We start from the raw sequence: 23,613 nt of genomic DNA on the forward strand, positions 1-23,613 counted from the left end.
TTACCCAGCCAGTTTCGATTCAATATAGTGTAGTGCTTTTTCTACTACCTGCTCAATATTCATTGAGGTGGAATCAAGCACTAGAGCATCCTCTGCAGGGCGAAGTGGCGCCACTGGGCGATTACGATCTCGGTCGTCTCGCTCTTGGATCTCGCTCAAAAGGTCGTCAAATTTAACATCTAACCCCTTCTGTTGCAACTGTTTAAGGCGGCGACTCGCACGCTCTTCAGCACTTGCATCTAAAAATATTTTCGCTTCAGCTTCAGGAAACACAACCGTTCCCATGTCACGGCCATCTGCAACCAAACCAGGCGCAGCGCTGAATGCACGTTGACGACGAAGCAGTGCTTCGCGAACGCGAGGTAAAGCAGCAACTTTTGAAGCCGCCATGCCAGTCTCTTCTTTACGAAGTTCACCAGACACATCTTCACCTTCTAGGATAACCTTAACTAAGTCGCCTTCAGCAATAAACTGCACGTCTAAGTGTGTAGCAAGCGGTACTAAAGCATCCTCTGATTCGGTATCCACACCATGGTGAATTGCCGCTAAAGCCAATACGCGATAGATCGCGCCTGAGTCTAGAAGATGAAAGCCTAGCTTATCTGCTAGCAACATACACAGGGTACCTTTACCTGCACCACTTGGTCCATCAACCGTAATCACTGGGCTTTGAGAAGGCATCTTTTACTCCACGTTTTGTCGTAAGTTTTATTCTGTACTAGCGATTCGCCACTACTTTATAGGCGGCATATTATAGAGAAAAATTGGAAGTCGAGCGAGGTAAATCTCAGATAATTCCGAGTTGATGATGCATAAACCAATGCAACCAGCCCAATATCCGTTTGCTTAGGTCAATAAGACACGCACGCGCTTTTCGATAGCGCACTTTTCGATAGATAGAAAAAAGCCTCGCAACAAGCAAGGCTCATGAATTTGCATTTTGTAGAGCAAAGAAGAAGTAGCTCAAAGAAACATTAGCCAATAATAGCTCGAACCGCTTCTAGATCTTCAGGCGTATCAACACCAGCAGCTGGCGCTTCAACCGCAACGTCTACATGGATTTTTTCACCATACCAAAGCACTCGTAATTGCTCTAGGCACTCAATACGCTCAAGAGTACTAGGTTCCCAATTAATGTAGGTATTGATAAAACCCGCTCGGTAAGCGTAGATGCCAATGTGACGAAGCAGTGGAGATTCAGCTGCAGTACCGTTGTTCGCGTAAGCATCGCGATCCCAAGGAATGGTTGCTCGACTGAAATACAAGGCGTAACCGTCTTTATCGGTTACAACTTTAACGGCATTAGGGTTAAACACTTCATCAGCATGAGTGATTTCCACACCGAGTGTTGCCATCGGAGCTGTACTGTTCGCAAGATTGTTAGCAACCTGATTAATGATCGCTGGTGGGATAAGTGGCTCATCACCTTGAACATTCACGATAATATGATCATCAGGAATCTTCATAACTTCAATCACTTCAGCTAGGCGTTCAGTACCTGACTCATGATTCGGTGATGTCATACAAACGGTCGCGCCAAATGCTTTAGCCGCTTTTTCAACTCGAGCGTCGTCGGTAGCGATAATAACGTTATCGGCACCCGCTTTCATTGACTGTTCGTATACCCATTGAATCATCGGCTTTCCACCAATGTCAGCAAGTGGCTTCCCTGGTAAACGGCTCGATTGGTATCTTGCAGGTATAACAACCGTATAAGACATTACTTACCCTCATCCATAGAAACGGTGCGAGCTTCAGGTTCTAAAAGAACAGGAATACCCTCTTTAATTGGGTAAGCAAGGCGATCAATTTTACAAACAAGCTCTTGCTTATCCTTGTCAAAAGTTAGTTTACCTTTACATACAGGGCAAGCAACGATCTCAAGTAGACGGTGATCCATAGTATTCCATAACCTCTTTTATTCTTTTTAAAATTTGCTGTTGCGAATCTTCATCGAACTGCGCAGAAACTGGAAGATACCACCAGTTATCTTGAGCATATTCTTCGCATTTTACAGCGTCTTTTTCTGTCATAATCAGATTCATACCTTTCTTAGCTAAGGCATGAAGTTCATCTTTATCAAAATCTTGATGATCGGCGAAACCCTGTGTGAATACCACATCACCATCAAGATCTTCCAATGTTTTAAAAAAGCGCGGTGGGTGGCCAATACCGGCAAAAGCAACCAGCTTCTGTAATTCTGCCACAGACCTTTTCTGACCAGTCTTTAGGTTAACCGCTTGGCTTGGAAGCAAAGACATCGAGAACTCTCGCCCATGCGCTTTACCGCCATTGTTAACCAAAAAGTCGACTTCAACTAAACGAGATACAGGCTCTCTTAACGGGCCTAAAGGAATTAGGCATTCGCTACCAAAGCGTCTTGCGCCGTCGATAACTGCAAATTCAATGTCGCGTTCAAGCGCGTAATGCTGAAGGCCATCGTCAGTGATAATCACATCAACGCCTTTGCTCAGCAATGCTTTCACTGCGTTAGCTCGCACAGGGTCGACTGCGACTGGCGCACCAGTTCGCTTACGAATCAAGCGAGGTTCATCACCCGAATGCTCAGCTGGGGTATTTTCATCCAACACCAACGGATAGCTTGGTGCTTTTGCACCGTAGCCACGAGATACGACTCCGGGTTTAAAGCCGTGAGCCTGAAGCATCTCAACTAACCAAATCACAACCGGTGTTTTACCATTTCCACCAGCAGTAATATTGCCCACAACAATAACAGGTAAAGGCGGGCGGTAGGTCTCTTTATTTCCTGAGAGATAAGCGTCACGACGCCGACTACTGATCATTTTGAACAGCAGACTCAGTGGCCACAAAAGCGGCCAGAGAAGATATTTCAACGGGTGATTGTTAAACCAAATCTTTTCGATCACAACAAGACCTAATTTATCCGCTGAACTGAATTCGGTGTAATTGTGCATAAGCACCATCATGCGCGATTAGCTCAGCATGTGCGCCCCTTTCTACAATATGTCCATCATCAACCACTAGAATTTCATCAGCTTGCTCGATGGTAGAGAGTCTGTGTGCGATAACTAATACTGTTTTGTCTTTCTGCAGTTCTTCTAGTGCAGATTGAATAGCTCTCTCTGACTCTGTATCCAGTGCAGACGTTGCCTCATCAAGAATCAAAACCGGTGCATCTCTCAATAGCGCTCGTGCAATCGCAATACGCTGTCTTTGACCACCAGATAGACTCGCGCCATTCTCGCCCACAACCGTATCAATGCCATTTTCCATACCATCGATAAACTCACTTGCATGAGCAAGCTTAGCCGCGTATTCGATCTGTTCACGTGAATACTGTTCTTCTGCTGCGTAAGCGATGTTGTTAGCCACCGTATCGTTAAACAGATGTACATTTTGAGAAACGAGCGCAAAGTGCTCACGCAGATTTCTCAATTCGTAATCACGAATGTCGTGGCCATCAAGCTCAATTGAACCAGAGTCTACGTCATAAAAACGAGTAAATAGGTTGGCAATGGTACTCTTACCCGAACCCGATCGCCCAACAAGCGCAACCGTTTTACCTTTCGGTATATTAAAGCTGACCTTATCAAGTGCTGGTTTTTCTGCACCGTCATAAGTAAACGTGACATCTTTTACTGCAACTTCACCCGTTACAGTTTCAGGTTTCAACGTTCCTTTGTTTTGCTCGGTATCTAGATCCATCAAGCCAAATAGAGTCGTACTCGCAGCCATACCACGTTGGAATTCAGACGTTACGTTAGTTAACGCCTTTAGCGGACGTAATAGACCAAACATTGCAGAGAAGACAACGGTAAACGTACCAGGAGTAAGCTCGGCTTTAATAGAATCGACACTAGCAAGGAATAGAACAACAACAATCGCAACTGATGCGATCATTTGAATAATCGGGTTAGCGGCCGCTTGAGCAGTGATTAACTTCATGCTTTGTTGGCGCATTTGGTTACTAACTTTATCAAAGCGGTGTTTTTCTAGATCTTGACCACCGTAAGTTAGAACCACTTTATGCCCTTTCAGCATTTGTTCAGCTGAAGAAGCAACGTGACCCATGCTAGTTTGCATGTTCTTAGAGATCTTTCTGAATCGCTTCGATACGATACTGATCGCCCACGCAACCAAAGGCGCTACAGCAAATAACACCAAAGATAACTGCCAACTATTCCAGAACATCAGCGTCAACAAGCCAATAATACTTGCACCTTCACGGACAATACTGACTAACGCTTTACTGGTTGCTGCAGACACTTGCTCTGAATCGTAAGTAATTCGAGATAGCAATGCGCCTGTCTGTTCTTTATCGAAGAAAGAAACAGGCATGTGCATGAAATGGCTGAAAATCTTACGACGAATTTCCATCACCACATTGCCAGAGACCCAACTCAAGCAATAGGTTGAAACAAAGCCACTGACGCCACGAACGAACATCATGGCAAAGATAATAAGTGGAAGTGTACGTAAAAAGTCAGATTCAGCATTACCAAAGCCTTCATCAAGTAACGGCTTTAGTAAGGAAATCATATAGGTATCAGAAACGGCATTTATAATAAGCGCAATTACCGCAACACCTAGGCCGGCCTTATATAATCGAATATAAGTCCAAAGTCTTTTAAATGTGACCCAGGTAGTTTCATCTGTTTGTGTTGACATAGAATCGCTTAATTTTCTCACAATAATCTATCTATTCTACTCCCTTACGGAGCATCTGCCTATACCACTGCCCGCCTTGTTGTTCTCTAATCGCATGATATTGCCAACCTTCTTTGCTAAGAGTGATGGTTATTTGTCCGCTTTCTCCAGTATCTAGCCAAGTACTCCCCGCTTCCTGATAACGTTCAATAACAAACTCACTCGGCATTCCCCACTGGTTGCCTTTGGCAAGAGAAGCTATCGCCAGCTGAGGAGACACCGCCTCAATAAACGACTTAATCGATGACGAATCGCTGCCATGATGCGGAACCAACATAACATCACTCCTTAGCTGTTCTCCTTCACGAGCAAGTAACCACTCACTTACCAGTTCAATATCACCAGTGAGCAACATTGAGAAATCAGCACTATGATCTGAGATCTTGACCACACACGAATGTGGGTTATACGCCCTCTTTACTTGCTTAGGCGGCCACAACACCTCAAAAACAACATCTTGCCAGTTCCAAACCTCTCCAATAGTACATGTTTGAATATTAGACGGGCCTTGAGTGATAGATTGGCGTTCTTGAATAATGTTCTGACTGGTTCTTATCCACTTTGGCGTATAGTTCTCAAGTAATGCCGGATAACCACCAGCATGGTCAGAATCGAAATGACTCACAATCACGCCTTCTAATTCATAAATCCCCCGCTGATTCAAAGTAGGAATCAACAAAGACTCAACAACCGAGCCTCCTGGCCACGCATTGCCAAGATCATAAACAACAATCTGATTGTTCTTTTCCAAGACCAAAGACAACCCATGCCCAACATCCAAGATATCAATAGTTAGTTTGTCTTGCTGGGGTTTGCTGAACTCCCACCACAGCACAAACACTGCAGTTACCAATATCGATAATGTTCGCTTGAAATACCGACTAACAAAGCTCAAAAACAAGATAAGGAATACTGATAATGCAATCGTCTGATTATCGACTTGGATCCAAAATCGCTCAGAGAAAGGAAGACTAAATACGAGAGGCTCAAGCGATAAGTCGACTAACTTCCACAGCTGACTGACCAAATCATTGTCTAGCGCTGTTATACCAACCACGCCAGACACTGACTCCGATATTAAGCTTAGAAACATTGCCAGAAACAACAGCGGGATCGTCACCATCGATACCCAAGGCAAAAGGAACAAGTTGTAGAAAACAGAGACTAAACTGACTCCTTTGAAAAACAACATCGAGGAAGGCGCGATAAGGAATGTCAGCATCAGTTGAAGCTTAATAAGTTGGAGTGCGTAGTCGATAAATGTAAAGCTTGAAGCTGAGCGCTGAGTATTACAGGCGATATAGAAAACAGCGCCCAATGCACCAAAGGACAACCAAAAACTGCTCGACAAAGCTGAAAACGGCCAAATCAGCAGAACCACGCACACACTTAAAGTAACATACCGAAGCAAACTGATATTTTGCCCACGCCACAAGAAATAACTCGCGATAACGCACATCACCAAAGCTCTCAAAGTTGGCAGCGTGAATCCAGCAAACCAACTATAGAAATACGCCAAGCCGAGCCCGAATATTGTAGGTAACCAAAGAAATGAAGGGGAAAGTAACCTTAATATCTTGCCAATCTGATAGCCGATACCAAAGGCAATCCCAATATGCAGCCCCGAAATAGCCATCAAGTGAATCAGGCCACTGCTTTTAAGCATATCCCACCGCTGAGGCGGAATAAGGTCTCGATATCCAAAACTCAAAGCGATAATGAGATCTTGATTTGCCAGCAGACTTAACCTTTCAAGGCTGGCTTCAAACCATTGGGCGCGTAAGTTGGTGCTAGAATGAATTCGGTACTTGGTATCTGCTCTGTAAGTTGCATTGGCAACCACGCCAGCACTAAACAAGTACTTTTCTCGGTCAAAGCCGGCTTCGTTGAGTTTGCCCCATATCGGCTTTATTGAGGCCGATAAATAGACATCATCTCCAAGCGTTAGCTTGAAAGGAGTAAACAAACGCAATTTTATCAATTGAGGAAAGATTAATTTTTCGCCGCCAATTGATCTGACTACTATTACGCTTTCAAAACCGTGGCTATTTTCACTAAAAAGGCTAACAACCGACGCATTTATGGTAGTATTCTGCCCTGATTGGAATAAGCGACTCGTTTGTATTTCAATCGCATTCCCTAGGCAGATAACTAGTATCAATGCTGTTACTGGACCTCTTGCACTCCGGAAAACGCTATACTTTGTTGGTGCTAGCAGTAACAACAGCATCAATGGTGCCCAAACCCAATGTGGCATCACAGGCCAGAAGCTGGCAGACACAACTGTCGCAGCAAATGAAATCAAGAACCAAGTGTTAAACAAGAGAGTAGCTTCCTCCTATGCCAAGAAAGTTTATCAAACGATTTATGCCTGACCATGATCTAATCAAGCGTCAGAAAGCATTGAAAGTTTTTGGCAATGTTTTGTACAACCCCAACTTATGGTGCCTTAATCGTCGCTCTGCGGCTGGCGCGTTTGCTGTTGGGTTATTCATGGCGTTTGTCCCTCTACCAAGTCAAATGATTATGTCTGCAGGCCTTGCTGTCGCATGTGGCGTTAACCTGCCTTTAGCTGTCGCACTTGTTTGGATCAGTAACCCGGTTACCATGCCTGTTCTCTTCTACTTTGCTTATAAAGTCGGGGCGTTTGTTATGCATGTGCCACCGCAAGCCTTCCATTTCGAATTGTCTTGGGACTTCATCTTGGCGCAAATGAGCACTATAGGGCCTCCGTTCTTATTGGGTTGTCTGATTTGTGGCGTGGTTTCAGCAATGATTGGCTACTTTGGTATTCGCGGTTTATGGCGCTACTCAGTAGTAAGAAGTTGGAAGAAGCGACAAGCAAGGCACTGAACGCCATTTCTTGTTATTCAATCTAACCTTGTATGCGCTTCACTTAAAACGTACACAAGTTAAAATCGGATGAGCTACTTACCTCTGCAAGATTGGCATGTAACGAAAGTCGTAAAGAACACGAATTGAATTCAATAAAAAAGGATCCCACTGGGATCCTTTTTTGTATCGACTGAAAACTGACGGCCTGTTATTTAGGCGAATGCTATTTAGAACTCAGCACTGAGGCTGGATTCAACTTCGCCGCGCGTGATGCTGGGTACCATGTCGCCAGTAAACTCAGCACAATCGCAGTGCCGGAAACCACAACAACATCCGTCATATCAAGTTGTGATGGCAAGAAGTCGACAAAATAGATATCACCGGACAAGAACTGGTGATCGACCAACTTTTCAAGTCCTTTGATTAGTGTCGTGAGATTAAGAGCGACTAGCACACCTATTGCACTGCCCACTAAACTGCCTAACACGCCTGAGAATACGCCCTGCCAAACAAAGATGCGCTTCACAAGGCCGTCTGATGCACCCATGGTTCTTAAAATCGCGATCTCTGATGCTCTGTCTTTTACTGCCATCATTAGCGTCGAGACAATATTGAAACAAGCCACACCAATAACCAGTACCATCACCAGATACATGATGGTACGAACGAGTTGGATATCTCGATACAAGAAACCAAACTTCTGCTGCCAGCTTCGTAGATACACATACACATCAAGCTGATTGCCCACTTCACGCACAATAGAGTTCGCGTTCAGCACATCGGTCACTTTCAAAGAAACCCCAGTTACCGCCTCACCTAAGTTTGCGTAGACCTGAGCATCACCAATCGGGATTAGCGCCAAACTGTGATCTATCTGACCATTAAGCGTCAGCAAGCCAACCACTTTCACTCGAACACGTTTTGGTGCCTGAACCTTCACAGAACCGTTTACCGTCGGAATCATCAAAGTCAGATAATCACCGACTTTCGCACCCAGCACATTCGCTACACCAGAACCCAAAATGATCTGTTGTTGCCCTGCCTTAAACTCGCTCCAAGCTTGCTTATCGATAAAACTCGATAGGCTTGATACCTGTTGTTCTAGCTGCGGATCAACGCCGCGAACTTCAATTGCTTTGAGTTCTTTGCCCTTTTCAGCAAGCGCAGTAATTTTCACATAAGGCGCAGCAGCAACGACTTTATCGTGCTTAACCGACTCCTCAATCACGTGCTCCCAACGAGTCACAGGCTCATTCACGCCTTCAAATTCACCATGAGGAATGACAGAAAGTACTCGTGATTGAAGCTCTCGCTCAAAGCCATTCATCGCAGATAAGCCGATAATGATCACCGCGACACCAACCGCAATACCAATCGTCGAAGACAATGAGATGAACGACACCATCTTGTCTCGTTGTTTCGCACGGCTAAATCGGCCGCCTATCAATAGAGATAAAGAGGAAAACACTTAGCTCTCCTCTTTTTCTACGTTGACCAGTAAACCATCTTGCATGTGAAGTTGGCGATCCATCTTACCGGCAAGTTCACCATCGTGAGTCACGACCAAAAAGGCAGTATCGTATTCACGGTTCAGTTCACGCATTAAGTCGTAAATAGACAGTGCGGTGTTATGGTCAAGGTTACCGGTTGGTTCATCCGCCAACACTAGCGCAGGCTTATTCACCAATGCACGAGCAATCGCCACACGTTGCCTCTCGCCACCAGAAAGCTCTGAAGGTCGGTGGTCCACGCGGTGACTCAATCCAACTTTGTCCAACAAACGTTGTGCTTCTTGCTTTGCTTTAGCGGGCTTTTCGCCGCCAATCAATAACGGCATCGCCACGTTTTCTAAAGCTGAAAAGTCAGATAGAAGATGATGGAACTGATACACAAAGCCAAGATGCTGGTTGCGAAGCTTCGCCTGCTTATTCGAACTCAAAGATGCTAAGTCCTGGCCAAGAAAACTCACACTGCCCGCAGAAGCATCGTCTAATGCGCCTAAGATATGCAGTAAGGTACTTTTGCCCGAGCCAGAGGTACCGATGATTGCTACTAGCTCACCCTTTTCGATGTCAAAGCTGACTCCCTTGAGCACCTCAGTATCTAACGAGCCTTCACGGTACGTTTTACGGATATCATTACATTGAAGAAAATTACTCATAACGAAGGGCCTCAGCAGGTTTCACAGACGATGCACGATAAGAAGGGAATACAGTGGCAATCAGGCTAAGTGCAATAGCCAGAACCACAACAACAGCGATTTGAATTGGGTTAATCAAAATAGGTAACTGACCACCAAACGAGAATAGAGCAACACCCATCGCCTCTAAAATAGTATTAAGGTTCATCGCTAGAGCAACGCCTAACACACCACCAGAGAGCGCACCAATCACGCCACTACTTGCGCCTTGAACCATGAAGATCCCCATGACTTGACCATCAGTCATGCCTTGGGTCTTAAGAATCGCGACTTCAGACTGCTTCTCCATCACCACCATGATAAGTGCTGAGATAATATTGAAAGCAGCAACACCGATGATAAGCCCAAGCATTAAACCCATCATGTTTTTCTCCATACGAACCGCTTGGAACAGCTCGCCACGTTGGTCACGCCAATCGCTCCACAACCATCCATCAGGTAAGGGTTGGTTCGATAGTTCCGCGACTTCAAATGGGTCTTCAAAAAACAGTCGCCAACCTGAAATGGTGTCTGACTTATAACGCATCAAACGCCCAGCATCTTGGATATCCGTCACCATAAGTTGGGCATCAATATCCGAGCCCGTATTAAAGATACCAGCTACGGTGAAATTACGTTGGCTAGGAATACGCCCCAATGGTGTGTATTGACTCGCGCTGGTCACCATTAGACGAACTTTGTCGCCCATCGATACTTTTAGGTTTCTCGCCAGAGTATGACCAAGAAACAGCTGATATTGCCCAGCTTGAAGTGAAGACAAGCGACCCGCGATTAAGTGGTCTTGAAGTGGATCATCAGAATTGGGTTGGATGCCAATCAAAAGGCCAGCAGAAAGCTGAGCAGGGCTCTGAATCACTGCCTCACTGCGGACAATCGGTTCAACGTGACCATTAAGCGAGATTTGCTCTGCAAAATTAGGCGCTTGGGCAAAAAGAGAAGTGGTGCCACCTTGCTCATAAACCACCGCTTGAGGAAGAACTCCAAGAATTCGGTCTTTTAACTGCGCTTCGAATCCATTCATTACCGATAAAACAGTAACCAAAGACAGCACACCAATGGTGATACCTGCCGTCGACATATAAGAAACAAAACGGCTAAAGCGATCACCTGAACGGCCTTTCAAATAGCGTAGGCCAACAAACAACGAAATAGGATGAAACATACTTTGAACCATCTAAAGGGGATGCGGGTTAATGTAACGGGTATTGCTGTTACTGTGTAGGGGTTAATTGAAAATATAGAGTGAATTAACTCAATTAGTTAGGCTTGAAAAACAGAACCTTGTCAAATAGCCAAATTTCAAACAACTATTTGAGACTTTCAATTAACTGACCTTGATTACTGTGGCCACATAGCGATAATCAATAGATCACTTCAAGGAACTAACGCATGACAGAACAAGAGTTTTTCACCGTTCACCATAGCCTTACCGCTAATATTGAACCAATGGACAGCGGCTTCACTTTACCTTCTCAAATTCAATTCGAATCTGAGATCCCAGCACCATTTGTGGTGGCAAGTGAATTTAGCCAATTGGATCTGTTAGCTGACAGCGCTCGAGCGGAACTGAAAAACAGCGACTTGAAGAATGTCACCAGTTTATTGGATGCACAAAACTCAAAATTAAACCTCTTGTTGAGCTTTATGTTATCGCAGCAAGATGATGAGAAATTTCGCACTCACACCTATTCATTTGGTGCGAGTCAGTTTTCCTGCTTTTCAAAAGCAGACATCGAACCGGGTCGCTTAGTAAAAGCCAAACTTTTTCTAGAGCACCCAGCTGCAGCCATTTATTGCTACGCAGAAGTATTTGCTAGCGAGGCGAAAGACTCAGGTTTCGAAATCAAATTTAAATACGCTCATCTTCGCGATACCGACCAAGACCTGCTCATTAAAGCGGCACTTTATCAACAACAGAAACTCTTGCGTCAACGCTCTCTAGACCGAGATAACAAGTAAATTAACATGACCAAAAAATCCATATTTACACTACCTAAACTTAAAGGTGCCGGTGACAAAAAGCACATCGGTAACCTAGTCGGTTCGTCTCTCGCTCTTGCCATTGCCAAACTCGCAGAGCAACACAACAGCCATACCGTCTTGGCTGTACCCGACCCACAAGTGGCGCTTAAGCTTCAATCTGAAATTGAACAGTTTACGGCACATGAAGTCGCATTATTCCCTGACTGGGAAACGCTGCCATACGATAGCTTCTCGCCGCACCAAGAGATCATCTCAGATCGTATCGCACGCCTTTACGCACTGCCAACACTAAAAGATGGCATCACGATCGTTCCGATCAGCACGTTATTGCAACGCCAGTCACCGCGTGACTTTTTGCTACAACACACGTTAATGGTGAAAACGGGCGATCTCTACTCTTTAGAGAAACTGCGTCTACAGCTTGAAAAGTCAGGCTATCGTTACGTTGACCAAGTGTTTGGCCCCGGTGAATACGCAAGCCGTGGCTCTATTCTCGATCTGTTCCCAATGGGCAGTAAAGACCCGTATCGAATCGATTTTTTCGATGACGAAATCGACACTATTCGTACTTTCGATCCTGAAAACCAGCGTTCTATTGAAGACATCTCTGAGATCCGCCTGTTACCAGCGCACGAATTCCCAACCTCGGAAACGGCGATTGAAGACTTCCGTATTCGCTGGCGCCAACAGTTTGATGCCCGCCGTGAACCAGAGTCAGTTTACATGCAGGTATCTAAAGGCACATGGCCTGCGGGTATTGAGTACTGGCAGCCTCTATTCTTCGATCACACAGAAACACTGTTTGACTATGTTGCCGATGAAGCGCAACTCTTGGTTCTGGGTGACGTAGAAACCGCGGTTGATTCGTTCCTTACTGATGTCGCTCACCGATACGAACAGCGCGGTGTTGACCCATTACGGCCACTTCTCACGCCTGAACAACTGTGGTTGAAGAAAGACGAGCTGTTCGCACACTTCAAACAGAAGCCACAAGTCAATCTGAGCTTAGATTCAATTGAAGAGAAAGCTGGACGTACCAACCTTCCGGTTGTGTCTCTTCCTGATCTCAGTGTTCAGCATCAGAATAAAGAACCACTCGCAAACCTAAGAAAGTTCACTGAAGCCTTCGAAGGAAAAGTGGTCTTTTCGGTTGAATCAGAAGGTCGTCGTGAAGCGCTGAGTGAACTGCTTCGTGGTATTAAAGTACGACCAAGCGAAGTTGAAAACCTCGATGCCTCAATTAAAGGCAAAGACAAGTTCAGCCTCATCCTTGGCTCTGCTGAACACGGTTTTATCCATGAAGAGCAAAACATCGCCCTTATCTGTGAAAGCGACCTGTTGGGTGATCGCGTTGTTCAGCGCCGTAAGAAAGACAAAAAAAGTGTTAACAGCGACACTGTCATTCGTCACTTAGCCGAACTTAAACCAGGTCAACCTGTAGTGCACATTGACCACGGTATTGGTCGCTACATCGGCTTGCAGACACTCGAAGCCGGTGGCATGAAAACCGAATACGTGACACTTGAGTACCAAAACGATGCCAAGCTGTACGTGCCCGTTGCGTCTTTGAACCTTATTGGACGTTACTCTGGTGGCGCCGAAGAGTCTGCACCGCTACACAAACTAGGTGGTGAGGCGTGGCAAAAAGCGCGTAAGCGTGCCGCTGAAAAAGTACGTGACGTTGCTGCAGAGCTGCTGGATGTTTACGCCAAGCGTGAGCTTAAACCTGGCTACAAGTTTGTACTCGACCGCGGCCAATACGCGACTTTCAAATCTGGCTTCCCGTTTGAAGAAACCGATGACCAAGCGATGGCCATCAATGCTGTTATGTCTGATATGTGCCAAGCCAAAGCCATGGACCGTTTGGTGTGTGGTGATGTTGGCTTTGGTAAAACCGAAGTCGCGATGCGTGCAGCATTCGTTTGTACCGACAACAGCAAACAAGTAGCGGTTTTAGTTCCTACTACTCTACTTGCTCAGCAACACTTCGAAAACTTCCGTGACCGTTTCGCCAACTTGCCGATTCGTGTTGAGGTTCTATCCCGATTCAAATCAGCTAAAGAGCAAAAACTAATCATGCAAGATGTCGCCGACGGTAAAGTGGATATCCTAGTCGGGACTCACAAGCTGCTTTCGAGTGATATTAAGTTTAAAGACCTTGGCTTGCTGGTTGTCGATGAAGAACACCGATTTGGTGTGCGTCAGAAAGAGAAAGTGAAAGCGATGCGTGCGGATGTCGATATTCTAACGCTTACTGCAACGCCTATTCCGCGAACGCTGAACATGGCAATGAGTGGTATGCGTGACCTTTCGATCATCGCTACACCACCCGCACGACGCTTGGCAATTAAAACCTTCGTTCGCGAGAGTGATGATGCCATCGTAAGAGAAGCAGTACTTCGTGAAATCATGCGTGGTGGTCAGGTTTACTTCCTGCACAACCAAGTCGACACGATTGAGAAAACAGCAGAGTCACTACAGAAGTTGATTCCAGAAGCGCGTGTTACCGTGGCTCATGGCCAGATGCGTGAGCGCGAACTGGAACGCATCATGAATGACTTCTACCACCAGCGCTTCAACTTACTGGTTTGTACAACCATCATTGAAACCGGTATCGATGTACCAACGGCAAATACCATCTTGATGGATAGAGCCGATAACCTTGGTTTAGCACAGCTGCACCAATTACGTGGTCGTGTAGGTCGTTCGCACCACCAAGCTTATGCTTACTTGTTAACGCCACACCCTAAAGCAATGACCAAAGATGCGATCAAGCGATTGGATGCGATAGCTTCACTCGAAGACTTGGGCGCGGGCTTTACCTTAGCAACTCACGATTTAGAGATTCGTGGTGCAGGTGAGTTGTTGGGTGATGAACAGAGTGGTCAAATCCAGTCGGTTGGTTTCACCTTGTACATGGAGATGCTTGAACAAGCGGTTGAAGCATTGAAAGAAGGCCGAGAGCCATCGCTTGATGACCTACTGCGTGAACAAACTGAAATTGAGATGCGCCTGCCTGCACTATTACCAGATGACTACATCCCAGACATCAACACGCGTTTATCAACGTACAAACGTATAGCGAGTGTGAGTGACACCGATGAATTGGCAGAGTTGAAAGTCGAGCTGATTGATCGCTTCGGCCTTCTACCTGATGCAACCAAAAGCTTGTTGTCAGTTTCTGAGCTAAAATTAGCCGCAGCGTCTATCAAAGCGAAGAAAATTGAAGCCCACGATAAGGGTGGATTCTTAGAATTCTACCCGGATGCTGACATAAACCCGGCCTACCTTGTTAAACTGTTGCAATCTCAACCGCAAAAGTTTTCAATGGAAGGACCAACAAAGTTCAAGTTTACGATACCATTGGTCGACAGACGGAAACGAATTCAATTTGTTAGTGATTTATTGGGCGAATTCAGACAAAACTTGCTGCCTTCAGCATAAGACCCAATCCACTTGCACATATAAATTATCCAGCCGGTAGTTCGGCTGGAAGACGGAGTAAAAATGAAAAGACTGATCCCACTGCTACTATTGTTCGTCTCACTGCCAAGTTTGGCGCAGAGACAATTTGATATAGAAGTGATCATTTTTAAGCGCGCTGTTGATGCAGAGAAGGTGAACGAATCTTGGCCAAATACACAGCCTAAGATTTCACTTGAACGCGTTGGTTCATTTCAAGATACCCAATACCGAGCAAAGAAAGGCGTTCAAATGCTACCTTACTCGGAATACAAGTTAACGCCTCAGAAAGACAAGCTACGTAAACACGCTGGCTTTGAAGTTCTGATGCATACCGCTTGGCGTCAAGGCGACCAAGGTAAGAGCTCTGCACCTGTTTTCCATATTCAAGCAGGTAAAGATTTCTCTAAACAGTTTAATGCTGATGGCTCTGAAAAAGGCGCAATCACTGCAGGCAGCGCTGATGGGTTCCAAGAAGAAACCATTGATAAGCCACTCTACGAATTAGACGGCAAGCTGCAAATCTACGTTCAGCACTACCTATACGCTGAAACGACCTTGGACTTAAAAGCGCCAAGCGTTCGTGAAGTGACTCTACAAGAGCAACAAATTGAGCTAGATTCACCAGTAAGTGGCGCAGAAAGCAACGTCCAAGTGGGCAACCTAACTGAAATTTCTCCGACGGTTGAAGTCCAAGAGTTCCTTAAGAGCTACCGCATGGACCAAAAACGTCGTATGCGTAGTACAGAAACTCATTACCTTGACCACCCACTTCTTGGAATGGTGATTCAAGTTAGACGTGTAGCGCAGTAAGTTACTTGCCGATTCGGCTATAATTATACAAATAATTCAATCCGCCCTCCTAGTGAGGGCGTTTTATTAAGTGCTATCTATCTTTATTCTGTACTGACTCTCTTTGTTCAGTACTTACACGTTACTTGGTACGTCCTATGAGCCCTGAATTTCAGATCAATACACAAAATCTTAGCCTTAAAATCATTGAGGCCTCAGATGCTCAAGAATTTTCTCAGCTGGTTAAGTCCTCCCCTAGCTTGTTGCCATGGGTCGACTGGTGTCATAGCGAGTTTTCTATCGTCGAAGCCGAGAAATTTATTCTGGCGACTCGCTTAAACTGGGTCAAAGCCGATGCGTTTGGCTTTGGCATCTTTGAACGAAAAAGCGATAAGTTAGTCGGTATGGTTGCCATTAATGAACTTTACCACACCTTTAATATGGCGAGTTTAGGTTATTGGGTCGGTGATGACTTTCAAAGGAGAGGGATCGCCAAAGAAGCAATGCTCGCCCTATTTGAATTTTGCTTCGCGCAACTCAAGTTAACGCGTTTGGAGATTGTCTGCGATACCGAGAACCTACCCAGCCAAAAGTTGATAGAGAAGTGTGGCGCTGAGCGAGAAACCATTGCCAAGAATCGATTTCTGTTTAACGGTAAGCCCAAAGATGGCGTGGTTTATTCTGTGCTGCCTCCAACGTCTTAACAGCATAAATGAGTTCCACACCTGCGATAGTACATAATCGACACGATCAAAAAAGAGCTCCGAAGAGCTCTTTTTTATTATCAGCGTAATGACCTTAAAGGCTTACCTGATTAGTGAAGCTTTAGGTTTGGACGAAGTACACGGTTAATACGACCAACCAGCATCATCAGTGATGTTTTGATTAAGCCGTGAAGCGCCATCTGGTGCATGCGGTACAAAGAGATGTAAACCACACGAGCAATACGACCTTCAACCATCATCGAACCTTTTGTCAGGTTACCCATCAAGCTACCTACCGTAGAGAAACGGCTTAGTGAAACTAGTGAGCCTTTGTCTTTGTAGATGTAGTCTTTCAGGTCACGACCGTTCAACTTAGCAATGATGTTACTGAATGCACAGCTTGCCATTTGGTGAGCCGCTTGTGCACGTGGCGGAACGAATGAACCATCTGCTTGTGTACATTGCGCCAAGTCACCGATAGCAAAGATGTTGTCATCCAAAGTTGTTTGCAGCGTGTTCTTCACAACCAACTGGTTGATACGGTTGGTCTCAAGACCACCGATATCTTTCATGAAATCCGGTGCTTTGATACCTGCTGCCCATACCATGATTTGAGCTGGGATCTTGTCGCCATCTTTAGTTGTTAAGCCGTCAGAATCCGCCTGAGTCACCATCGTATTCGTACGAACGTTCACACCAAGCTTGGTTAGCTCAGAGTGTGCTGCACTTGAAATACGAGGAGGTAGCGCTGGAAGAATACGCTCACCCGCTTCAACTAGGTTTACGTTCAGCTTGCTTGAATCTAGGTCGCCGAAGCCGTAAGTACGAAGCTCTTTAACTGCATTGTGTAGCTCTGCAGAAAGCTCTACACCTGTTGCACCAGCACCAACAATCGCGATGTCTACCGTGCCTTGACCGTTCTTAGCGTGAAGCTTTAAGAACTGGTTGTTCATTTCTGTACGGAAACGGTGTGCTTGCTCTGGACTATCAAGGAAAATACAGTTGTCACGAACGCCTGGAGTGTTGAAGTCGTTTGACGTAGAACCTAGCGCCATCACAAGAATATCGTATTCAAGTTCACGGCTTGGCATCAGCAGTTCACCGTGCTCGTCTGTAAGTTCGCTTAGTGCAATCACTTTACGCTCACGATCGATGTCGTTCAGGCTGCCCATTTGGAAATCGAAGTAATGGTTTTTTGCGTGCGCACGGTAGCTTAATGCATCAACACCTTCATCCAGTGAGCCCGTTGCTACTTCATGAAGTAATGGTTTCCATAGGTGGCTTGCTTTACGGTCTACCAGAGTGATCTGGGCACGTTTCTTACGACCTAAAGTGCGGCCTAGCTTAGTTGCTAGTTCTAAACCACCAGCACCACCGCCTACTACGATAATTTTTGTCACAATGACAATCCTCTACAAAATGAATAAATGGGGTTCGGCTCGATTACTCCAACCGATAAATTCTATGTATCTACTCGGCCTTGAATGTGAAGGCTGTTACAAATTGGATTACCGCGAAAAAGAATAACGACAGCTCACCGAGTAGTTAGAGGGGTTACAAACAACAAATATTGGTTTGTTGTTTTGCTCACATGGATAAAAAAGTGACTACCTGAGAGGCAGAACACAAATTATGGGCAAGTTTTTTCACTCGCTCTCAATTTTTTTTGATATTTGTCAAAATATTTTGCTTGGGAACATTATATATAGCAAAAAGATGACCGCAACAAAAAAATCCTTACCCTCAATGAGGATTCGCGACTAATTAGTTAACGTTTGCGCAAACTGATCTATAAATGCACAAACCGACCGATAAAACATATACAACTACTTTATCAATACCAATCTCTAAGATTCAGATGTGAAAAAGCAGCACTCATTGAGCACTGCTTTTATAAAACATCTGGATTGATTAAGCGTTTTTGAACGCTTTCATTGCTTGAAGATGTTGAGAGATCTTTTTGAATTTATGACTCTCTTTATCATCCCAGATTACATCGTAGTAATCTTCTAGCGCGGCAGCTGTTTTGGTATTGTCGTGAATTTCGTCTTCACGAGACAACACTACTAAACAGCGTCCTTTGTTTTTCATGCGGTACTGAGCAACACATTTAGTTGCGATGTCTTCGTACTCTTCTGGACGGTCAATTCGACCTACCATGTTGTTCTCAGGGTGCAGATTAGGGTTGAACACCACCTGCTTAATCCCACATAAGAAGCCAATACGCTCAGACCAAAAACCACCTAAACCTACACCACAAATAATGGGGTGCGGATCATCGGATTGCTCTATCACCTTATGCACTTCTTTTAGCAGATGCTGCATATCGTGTTTTGGATGCAAAGTACTGTAGTTGATGAAACGAACGTCATCATCAATGAATTGCAACTGCAGTATTTTTTCGTGATTGCCCGGGCTTGTTGAGTCGAAGCCATGTAGATAGATAATCATTGTACCTCCCCCGTTGAATATTGGTACGTTTTGATCAATCTAACACGAAAAACAAGGTTTTAAAGGTAACAGCTGAGAAATTATATTTTTCACTTCCTAAACGTGATCCTAGCTACATAAAGTGTGACTCAGAGCCTCCGCTTCACGCAGATAACTTTCATCGCCCCAAAGCTGATGAGCAAGTAAATACCACAGCATCGCCATCATTTGGCTTCTTGGTAACCATGCTTCAACACCGTCAAGCCACGGCTGAACATCATGGATGCCTCGCAGCTGGCAGTACTTCTCAACCGCTTCTGTGACTGGCACGCCAGCAACCGCAATGGTTAATGTTAAATCGAGCCTAGGGTCTGCGAGCGCAGCGTATTCCCAATCAATAATCTTAATGCCGTCACTGTTTCTCACTAGGTTATAACCACCTAAGTCAAAATGGCACAAAGACAGGTCAACATTGGTAATACTCGGAGCCACGCGCCACTCTTGATAAATCTGCGTGCAGGCTTCGGTCTTATGAATCGCATCAAGCTGCAGCCAGTAATGGTCGACTCGCGCCGTGAAACTGAATGGTTGCAGTGGTAATCGCGCAGTATTAACCAGATGAACAGAGATCAGCGTTTTCAAAAGGTCATCGAGTTCTAGATCTTCGTAAAGTGTCTCACCCGCAATCCACTCAACCAGTAACCCCTGCTCATTCACTACCATTGGGCTTGGTCCGATACCGAGTCGCTCAATGGCAGACAGCACTTGGTACTCTTCATGACGAGAGATGAAGAACGCTTTGGTGATAGGTGTGGTTGGCCGCCAAACATACGCAGTACCATCGGCATCAACCAACTTCCAACATCGATTGGTCAAACCGCCGGTTAATGTCTGAGCTCTAACTGGAGGCTCAGAAAAGTAACCGTCAAGCGAACTCAAACTGGTATCAAGAAGCTTAGCCTCAGACCAAGAAAAAATTGCCATATTTACTCCCTATAAACGTCTTAACTGCCCTATAAACGCCTTCATTCCCTACAAAAAAGACACTGACCAAAAGCCAGTGTCTCTTCATAAACAGCGCATCATGCACTGCATTGGCGTGTGACCAAGCTATACGCTGTCAAAACTGGCCGCGTATAGTTGGCAAGTAAGCGAAATTAAAGGCCTAGTAGACTCTTAGATTGTTGCTTACGGATTTCAGTCTCGTCAGCCCATTCAATCAAGCCAGACTCAAGATCCATTAGACGCATCGTCATTTTGTAGTATACGTCTTCATCGCTACCCGCTTTCTTAACGATGCTTGATAGGTTGCCGTACAGCATGTACTGAGCACCAACCATTTTACCAAATTGAATCGCTGAACTTTGGTTTACAAGCTCATCGTTGTTTTGGAAGTTCAATTGGTCACGAACAGACTCTACACGGTCCATATCAACGAAACGGAACTTACCGGAGTTCAGCATCTTAGTACTGATAGTGTCAGTGATTGACTCAGTATCGATGTGCTCACTTGTTTTGTTCTTGATTCGCTCTACAAACACGATTGGACGCTGTTCACGAGTAATGTAAGACACAGAACCAGACGCCATCATGCTATCGACCATTTCACCCGCAATCGTTTGAAGGTCAGTTGAACCGAAATCGATTGTCGTGGTTTCTACTGCTTGTGCATCACCGTAGCTTACCTTGTTTGAACAACCGCCTAAAATAACCGCTAAACCTAATAGCGCAATGACACTCTTTTTCATTTTGTTTCCTCAACTTATCACTGAGCGGGGTTACCCACACTCTTAAATTCTTGTATTTACGAATCATGAGACCCGTTTAATCTAACTTACTGCTCTCGGAACTGGACTCTGAACTGAGTCGCTTTCGGGTTTACCGACACTTCCGACAACGAAATACTTTCAAAACCACGAACAATCGCTTGCTTCCAAGGGCCTTGTTTGAGGTTGACCTCAAGCCCGGCATCGTCGTACCAGTAAAAACGATAAAGGATATGTTGATCGCCTTTATAGTTACTGTTTAAACGAACGATTCCTCGCGTATGACCGTCGACTAGATCGGTGCGAATATCTTCAACCTGTAAGCGGCTGCCCAATACCTTGTCACCAAAGAAAACGTTCTGAGTCAGACTATCGACCCTTACGCCAGCTGTATTATCAGCACAACCAGCCAGAGCCATAACCGCTGCTAAGCTCACTAACCACTTTTTCATTACAGCCTCCCTAGCTGTTTATGCCACATTGTTGCGTTGTTTCCTTGTCGAGAAATCCACACCAAGGTGGTCTGCCCTTCTCGAATATCAAAGTCGTACGTTTTAGCGCCCGCTTCCAACGTATATTGACCGCTATTTGCTACAAACGTGCTGCTTTTAATCTCTGCAGGTAATGATTGCCAACTGCGAGTGTCTGGTTGCTCTGTCAGTGTGTTCCACACGTTGAACAGAATATTACCGACATCATCGCCTTTGGTTGCTTCTTTACGAATGCGATCTTTCGCGACGACACGTAACGCTTGGCGAATAACAATGCTTGTCATACGTTCAGATAGATCGTTCTGCGCCATCGCGTTTACATCAGTGATCAAATGTTCTTGTAGCGGCTGTCCGCTGATTCGCAAGGCAGAAAAACGCTCTACGTTTTGACTTGGGTAATATGGCAGCGCAAGAGAGTATATTGCCCCCTGATCGCGACTGTCATAAACAGGCAAATCCAGTCGCCAACTGTCCATAGCTTGCACAGCGCTCTGCTCTTGAAGAACAATCACTCGCCCTTCACCTGCACTAAGTTTAGAAGATTGCTTATAGCGTTTTTCTAATGTTGCTAAATCTTGTCGCATCCCTAAACGAGCGGCTGTTGCCATGGTTCTATCGATGATTTCTTGGTTATCTGGCATCACAGCCAAAGCACGACGATAGTCAACGTAGGCGCTGTTTAAATCATTTGACGCTTCATAAAGCAGACCAGACAAGAACATCAGATACGCATTCTGTACTGACTGCAGTTTCTTACCCGCATTGGGGTAATTGGCAAGGATGCTACCCACATTGGCAGACAAGCCTTGCTTCTTCGCATCGCTGGCTGCTTTGTCTAACTCAGCCTCGCGTTGCTTCTTCGCTTGTTCTTGAACTTGGTTGGCGCGACGCATTTCGATCACCGCACCTTCTAAATCGTTTTTCTTGAGGTAATTTAAACCGAGATACAGATGAAGAAAGCCCAACTCGTAATCGGCTGGCACATACTCGGTAATATTGTCATTCACAGCCAACGCACCCACACTGGTTGCACTGTCTGAGATTGAGATCACGGCTTTGCGTTGCTGCTCAGTAACCGCCTGATCAGCCACTTCAAACGAAGCCTTACTCTCAGGGTATTTTTGATCCAGCAGATTAATTCTGCCTCTTTCAAAGTTATCAAGGATGTCGCCTGCCGCGTAATCTGGTAGCTCTTGCTGAGCCTCTGAATAATCTCCAGATTTAACGGCTTGGTAGATCGCTTTGTTTTGTGCGCTGTAATGACTGAACAGGCTTCCTGCAGACATACTCGCACAACCTACGGTCAACGCCGATAACAGGGCAATGGAAGCGAATCTAAACTGTTGCTTCACTTATCGTCTCCGTGCATGTTTAAAATGCCTACTTTATTAGGGTCTGCTGACCTTTAATGGTCTCATTATCAAAACGAAACGCGTTGTAAAAAGGATCTCAAGCCAGTTGAAACCCTACTGATTTAGCCTCTGCCTAGGCGATGCCGATGTTCAGACAACAGATAGAACTTAAAGTTGGCATACAAACTACAAATTTTCCAACTAACTACTTGTGTTAACCCACTAATGAGCGCGTTTAAACTAGCTCATTAACTCGTTAGCTTTTCATTAGCTCATTAACTTTTTATTAGCTCATTAATAGGGGGCCAAGTGGACGGCCGCCAACCAAGTGCATGTGAATATGATAAACCTCTTGGCCACCGTGAGAGTTACAGTTCACGATAAGACGATAGCCATCTTCTGCAATGCCCTCTTCTTTTGCTAACTTGCGAGCAACAGTAAACATGCGCCCCATCATCGCTTCATCTTGGACTTCAACATCGTTAGTTGTCGGAATCAGCTTGTTTGGGATGATTAGGATATGGCTTGGCGCGCGAGGGTTAATATCGCGAAATGCGGTTACTAAATCGTCTTGGTATAGTAGATCTGCTGGGATTTCTTTGTTGATGATCTTAGTAAAAATGGTTTCTTCAGCCATGTTTCTCTCCGATAAAACATTTATTTTTTAATGCTTTGAGTATGCGCTATGCCGCATCAAACCACAATAAATCTGCTTTAAAGCATAATAAAAAACACCGTTCAAATCAAAGAAAACGAGCCTTAGCTCTCAAGAATGGCATGTTGGTTATAACTGAGCGCTATTTTTGACGTGTGCGTCATAAAATGCGTAAGCCGAGCTCAATAGAATGCTGATAATTTTGTTAGTTTTACTTTGACCTGACATTAGGTCTGCATTTTTATTTAGGGAGA

Annotated in this window: 21 protein-coding genes; 5 read left to right on the top strand and 16 right to left on the bottom strand. The window is 45.1% G+C overall.

Translation table 11 applies throughout. From position 1 onward, the window contains the following. The 6 genes from cmk to AB4329_RS02140 all read right to left on the bottom strand — a co-directional run bounded on the left by cmk (window position 1) and on the right by AB4329_RS02140 (window position 7,012). On the bottom strand, window positions 1–681 hold the full coding sequence (cmk, locus tag AB4329_RS02115) for a (d)CMP kinase (RefSeq protein ID WP_017060237.1): 681 nt from the start codon (window positions 679–681) through the stop codon (window positions 1–3). A gap of 293 nt (window positions 682–974) precedes the next feature. Further along, window positions 975–1,721, bottom strand: coding sequence for a 3-deoxy-manno-octulosonate cytidylyltransferase (gene kdsB, locus AB4329_RS02120; protein WP_017086094.1), 747 nt, complete (start codon window positions 1,719–1,721; stop codon window positions 975–977). Beyond that, window positions 1,721–1,900, bottom strand: a complete 180-nt coding sequence (locus tag AB4329_RS02125; RefSeq protein WP_004736429.1) for a Trm112 family protein — start codon at window positions 1,898–1,900, stop codon at window positions 1,721–1,723. The genes kdsB and AB4329_RS02125 overlap by 1 nt, the downstream gene beginning before the upstream one ends. After that, window positions 1,881–2,888 carry a tetraacyldisaccharide 4'-kinase gene (gene lpxK / locus AB4329_RS02130; RefSeq protein ID WP_372137635.1) on the bottom strand — a complete coding sequence of 336 codons (1,008 nt, stop codon included), beginning with the start codon at window positions 2,886–2,888 and terminating at the stop codon, window positions 1,881–1,883. Before lpxK ends, AB4329_RS02125 begins: the two co-directional genes overlap by 20 nt. Before the next feature lie 13 nt (window positions 2,889–2,901). Continuing rightward, window positions 2,902–4,650, bottom strand: coding sequence for a lipid A ABC transporter ATP-binding protein/permease MsbA (gene msbA, locus AB4329_RS02135; RefSeq protein WP_102321278.1), 1,749 nt, complete (start codon window positions 4,648–4,650; stop codon window positions 2,902–2,904). A 31-nt stretch (window positions 4,651–4,681) separates the two neighbouring features. Beyond that, window positions 4,682–7,012: a DNA internalization-related competence protein ComEC/Rec2 gene (locus AB4329_RS02140; protein ID WP_372137617.1), complete on the bottom strand. Its 2,331-nt coding sequence runs from the start codon at window positions 7,010–7,012 to the stop codon at window positions 4,682–4,684. Between the two features lie 17 nt (window positions 7,013–7,029). Between AB4329_RS02140 and AB4329_RS02145 the strand changes: the two genes are divergently transcribed. Beyond that, entirely contained in the window at window positions 7,030–7,542 is a 513-nt protein-coding gene (locus AB4329_RS02145) for a DUF2062 domain-containing protein (RefSeq protein WP_017060232.1), read from the top strand. Between the two features lie 205 nt (window positions 7,543–7,747). Here the strand turns inward: AB4329_RS02145 and lolE are convergent, their stop codons facing one another. The 3 genes from lolE to lolC are packed head-to-tail and all read right to left on the bottom strand — an operon-like array spanning window position 7,748 to window position 10,886. Continuing rightward, window positions 7,748–8,992 carry a lipoprotein-releasing ABC transporter permease subunit LolE gene (gene lolE, locus AB4329_RS02150; RefSeq protein ID WP_017072111.1) on the bottom strand — a complete coding sequence of 415 codons (1,245 nt, stop codon included), beginning with the start codon at window positions 8,990–8,992 and terminating at the stop codon, window positions 7,748–7,750. Beyond that, window positions 8,993–9,685, bottom strand: a complete 693-nt coding sequence (gene lolD / locus AB4329_RS02155) for a lipoprotein-releasing ABC transporter ATP-binding protein LolD (protein ID WP_017060230.1) — start codon at window positions 9,683–9,685, stop codon at window positions 8,993–8,995. It lies immediately after the preceding gene. After that, window positions 9,678–10,886, bottom strand: coding sequence for a lipoprotein-releasing ABC transporter permease subunit LolC (lolC, locus tag AB4329_RS02160; protein WP_372133363.1), 1,209 nt, complete (start codon window positions 10,884–10,886; stop codon window positions 9,678–9,680). The genes lolD and lolC overlap by 8 nt, the downstream gene beginning before the upstream one ends. Before the next feature lie 227 nt (window positions 10,887–11,113). On the opposite strand from lolC, the gene AB4329_RS02165 reads away from it, so the two are divergent. From AB4329_RS02165 to AB4329_RS02180, 4 genes are all read left to right on the top strand, one after another. Next, entirely contained in the window at window positions 11,114–11,683 is a 570-nt protein-coding gene (locus AB4329_RS02165; RefSeq protein ID WP_017065300.1) for a hypothetical protein, read from the top strand. 6 nt (window positions 11,684–11,689) lie between these two features. After that, window positions 11,690–15,151: a transcription-repair coupling factor gene (gene mfd / locus AB4329_RS02170; RefSeq protein ID WP_372133360.1), complete on the top strand. Its 3,462-nt coding sequence runs from the start codon at window positions 11,690–11,692 to the stop codon at window positions 15,149–15,151. A 63-nt stretch (window positions 15,152–15,214) separates the two neighbouring features. Further along, entirely contained in the window at window positions 15,215–15,982 is a 768-nt protein-coding gene (locus tag AB4329_RS02175) for a peptidoglycan binding protein CsiV (protein ID WP_017065298.1), read from the top strand. 137 nt (window positions 15,983–16,119) lie between these two features. Next, entirely contained in the window at window positions 16,120–16,665 is a 546-nt protein-coding gene (locus tag AB4329_RS02180; protein WP_009847153.1) for a GNAT family N-acetyltransferase, read from the top strand. Window positions 16,666–16,775: 110 nt separating this feature from the next. Here AB4329_RS02180 and AB4329_RS02185 read toward each other — a convergent pair whose 3' ends face one another. The 7 genes from AB4329_RS02185 to hinT all read right to left on the bottom strand — a co-directional run bounded on the left by AB4329_RS02185 (window position 16,776) and on the right by hinT (window position 23,341). Then, window positions 16,776–18,065: an NAD(P)/FAD-dependent oxidoreductase gene (locus AB4329_RS02185; RefSeq protein WP_009847154.1), complete on the bottom strand. Its 1,290-nt coding sequence runs from the start codon at window positions 18,063–18,065 to the stop codon at window positions 16,776–16,778. 511 nt (window positions 18,066–18,576) lie between these two features. After that, on the bottom strand, window positions 18,577–19,116 hold the full coding sequence (gene ycfP, locus AB4329_RS02190; protein WP_372133357.1) for an alpha/beta hydrolase YcfP: 540 nt from the start codon (window positions 19,114–19,116) through the stop codon (window positions 18,577–18,579). A gap of 108 nt (window positions 19,117–19,224) precedes the next feature. Continuing rightward, entirely contained in the window at window positions 19,225–20,079 is an 855-nt protein-coding gene (locus AB4329_RS02195; RefSeq protein WP_086970395.1) for a phosphotransferase, read from the bottom strand. 173 nt (window positions 20,080–20,252) lie between these two features. Then, complete coding sequence (gene lpoB, locus AB4329_RS02200; protein WP_017060223.1) at window positions 20,253–20,843, bottom strand: penicillin-binding protein activator LpoB; 591 nt, start codon at window positions 20,841–20,843, stop codon at window positions 20,253–20,255. Between the two features lie 86 nt (window positions 20,844–20,929). Further along, on the bottom strand, window positions 20,930–21,313 hold the full coding sequence (locus AB4329_RS02205; RefSeq protein ID WP_017060222.1) for a YcfL family protein: 384 nt from the start codon (window positions 21,311–21,313) through the stop codon (window positions 20,930–20,932). Further along, window positions 21,313–22,704 (bottom strand): COG3014 family protein, encoded by a 1,392-nt coding sequence (locus tag AB4329_RS02210; RefSeq protein ID WP_372133354.1) that lies wholly within the window; start codon window positions 22,702–22,704, stop codon window positions 21,313–21,315. Before AB4329_RS02210 ends, AB4329_RS02205 begins: the two co-directional genes overlap by 1 nt. A gap of 286 nt (window positions 22,705–22,990) precedes the next feature. Further along, entirely contained in the window at window positions 22,991–23,341 is a 351-nt protein-coding gene (gene hinT, locus AB4329_RS02215; RefSeq protein ID WP_017060220.1) for a purine nucleoside phosphoramidase, read from the bottom strand. Window positions 23,342–23,613 lie beyond the last annotated feature (272 nt).

The sequence above is a fragment of the Vibrio sp. 10N.261.54.A5 genome, assembly GCF_041471145.1.
GTDB classification, from domain to species: Bacteria; Pseudomonadota; Gammaproteobacteria; order Enterobacterales; family Vibrionaceae; genus Vibrio; species Vibrio crassostreae_C.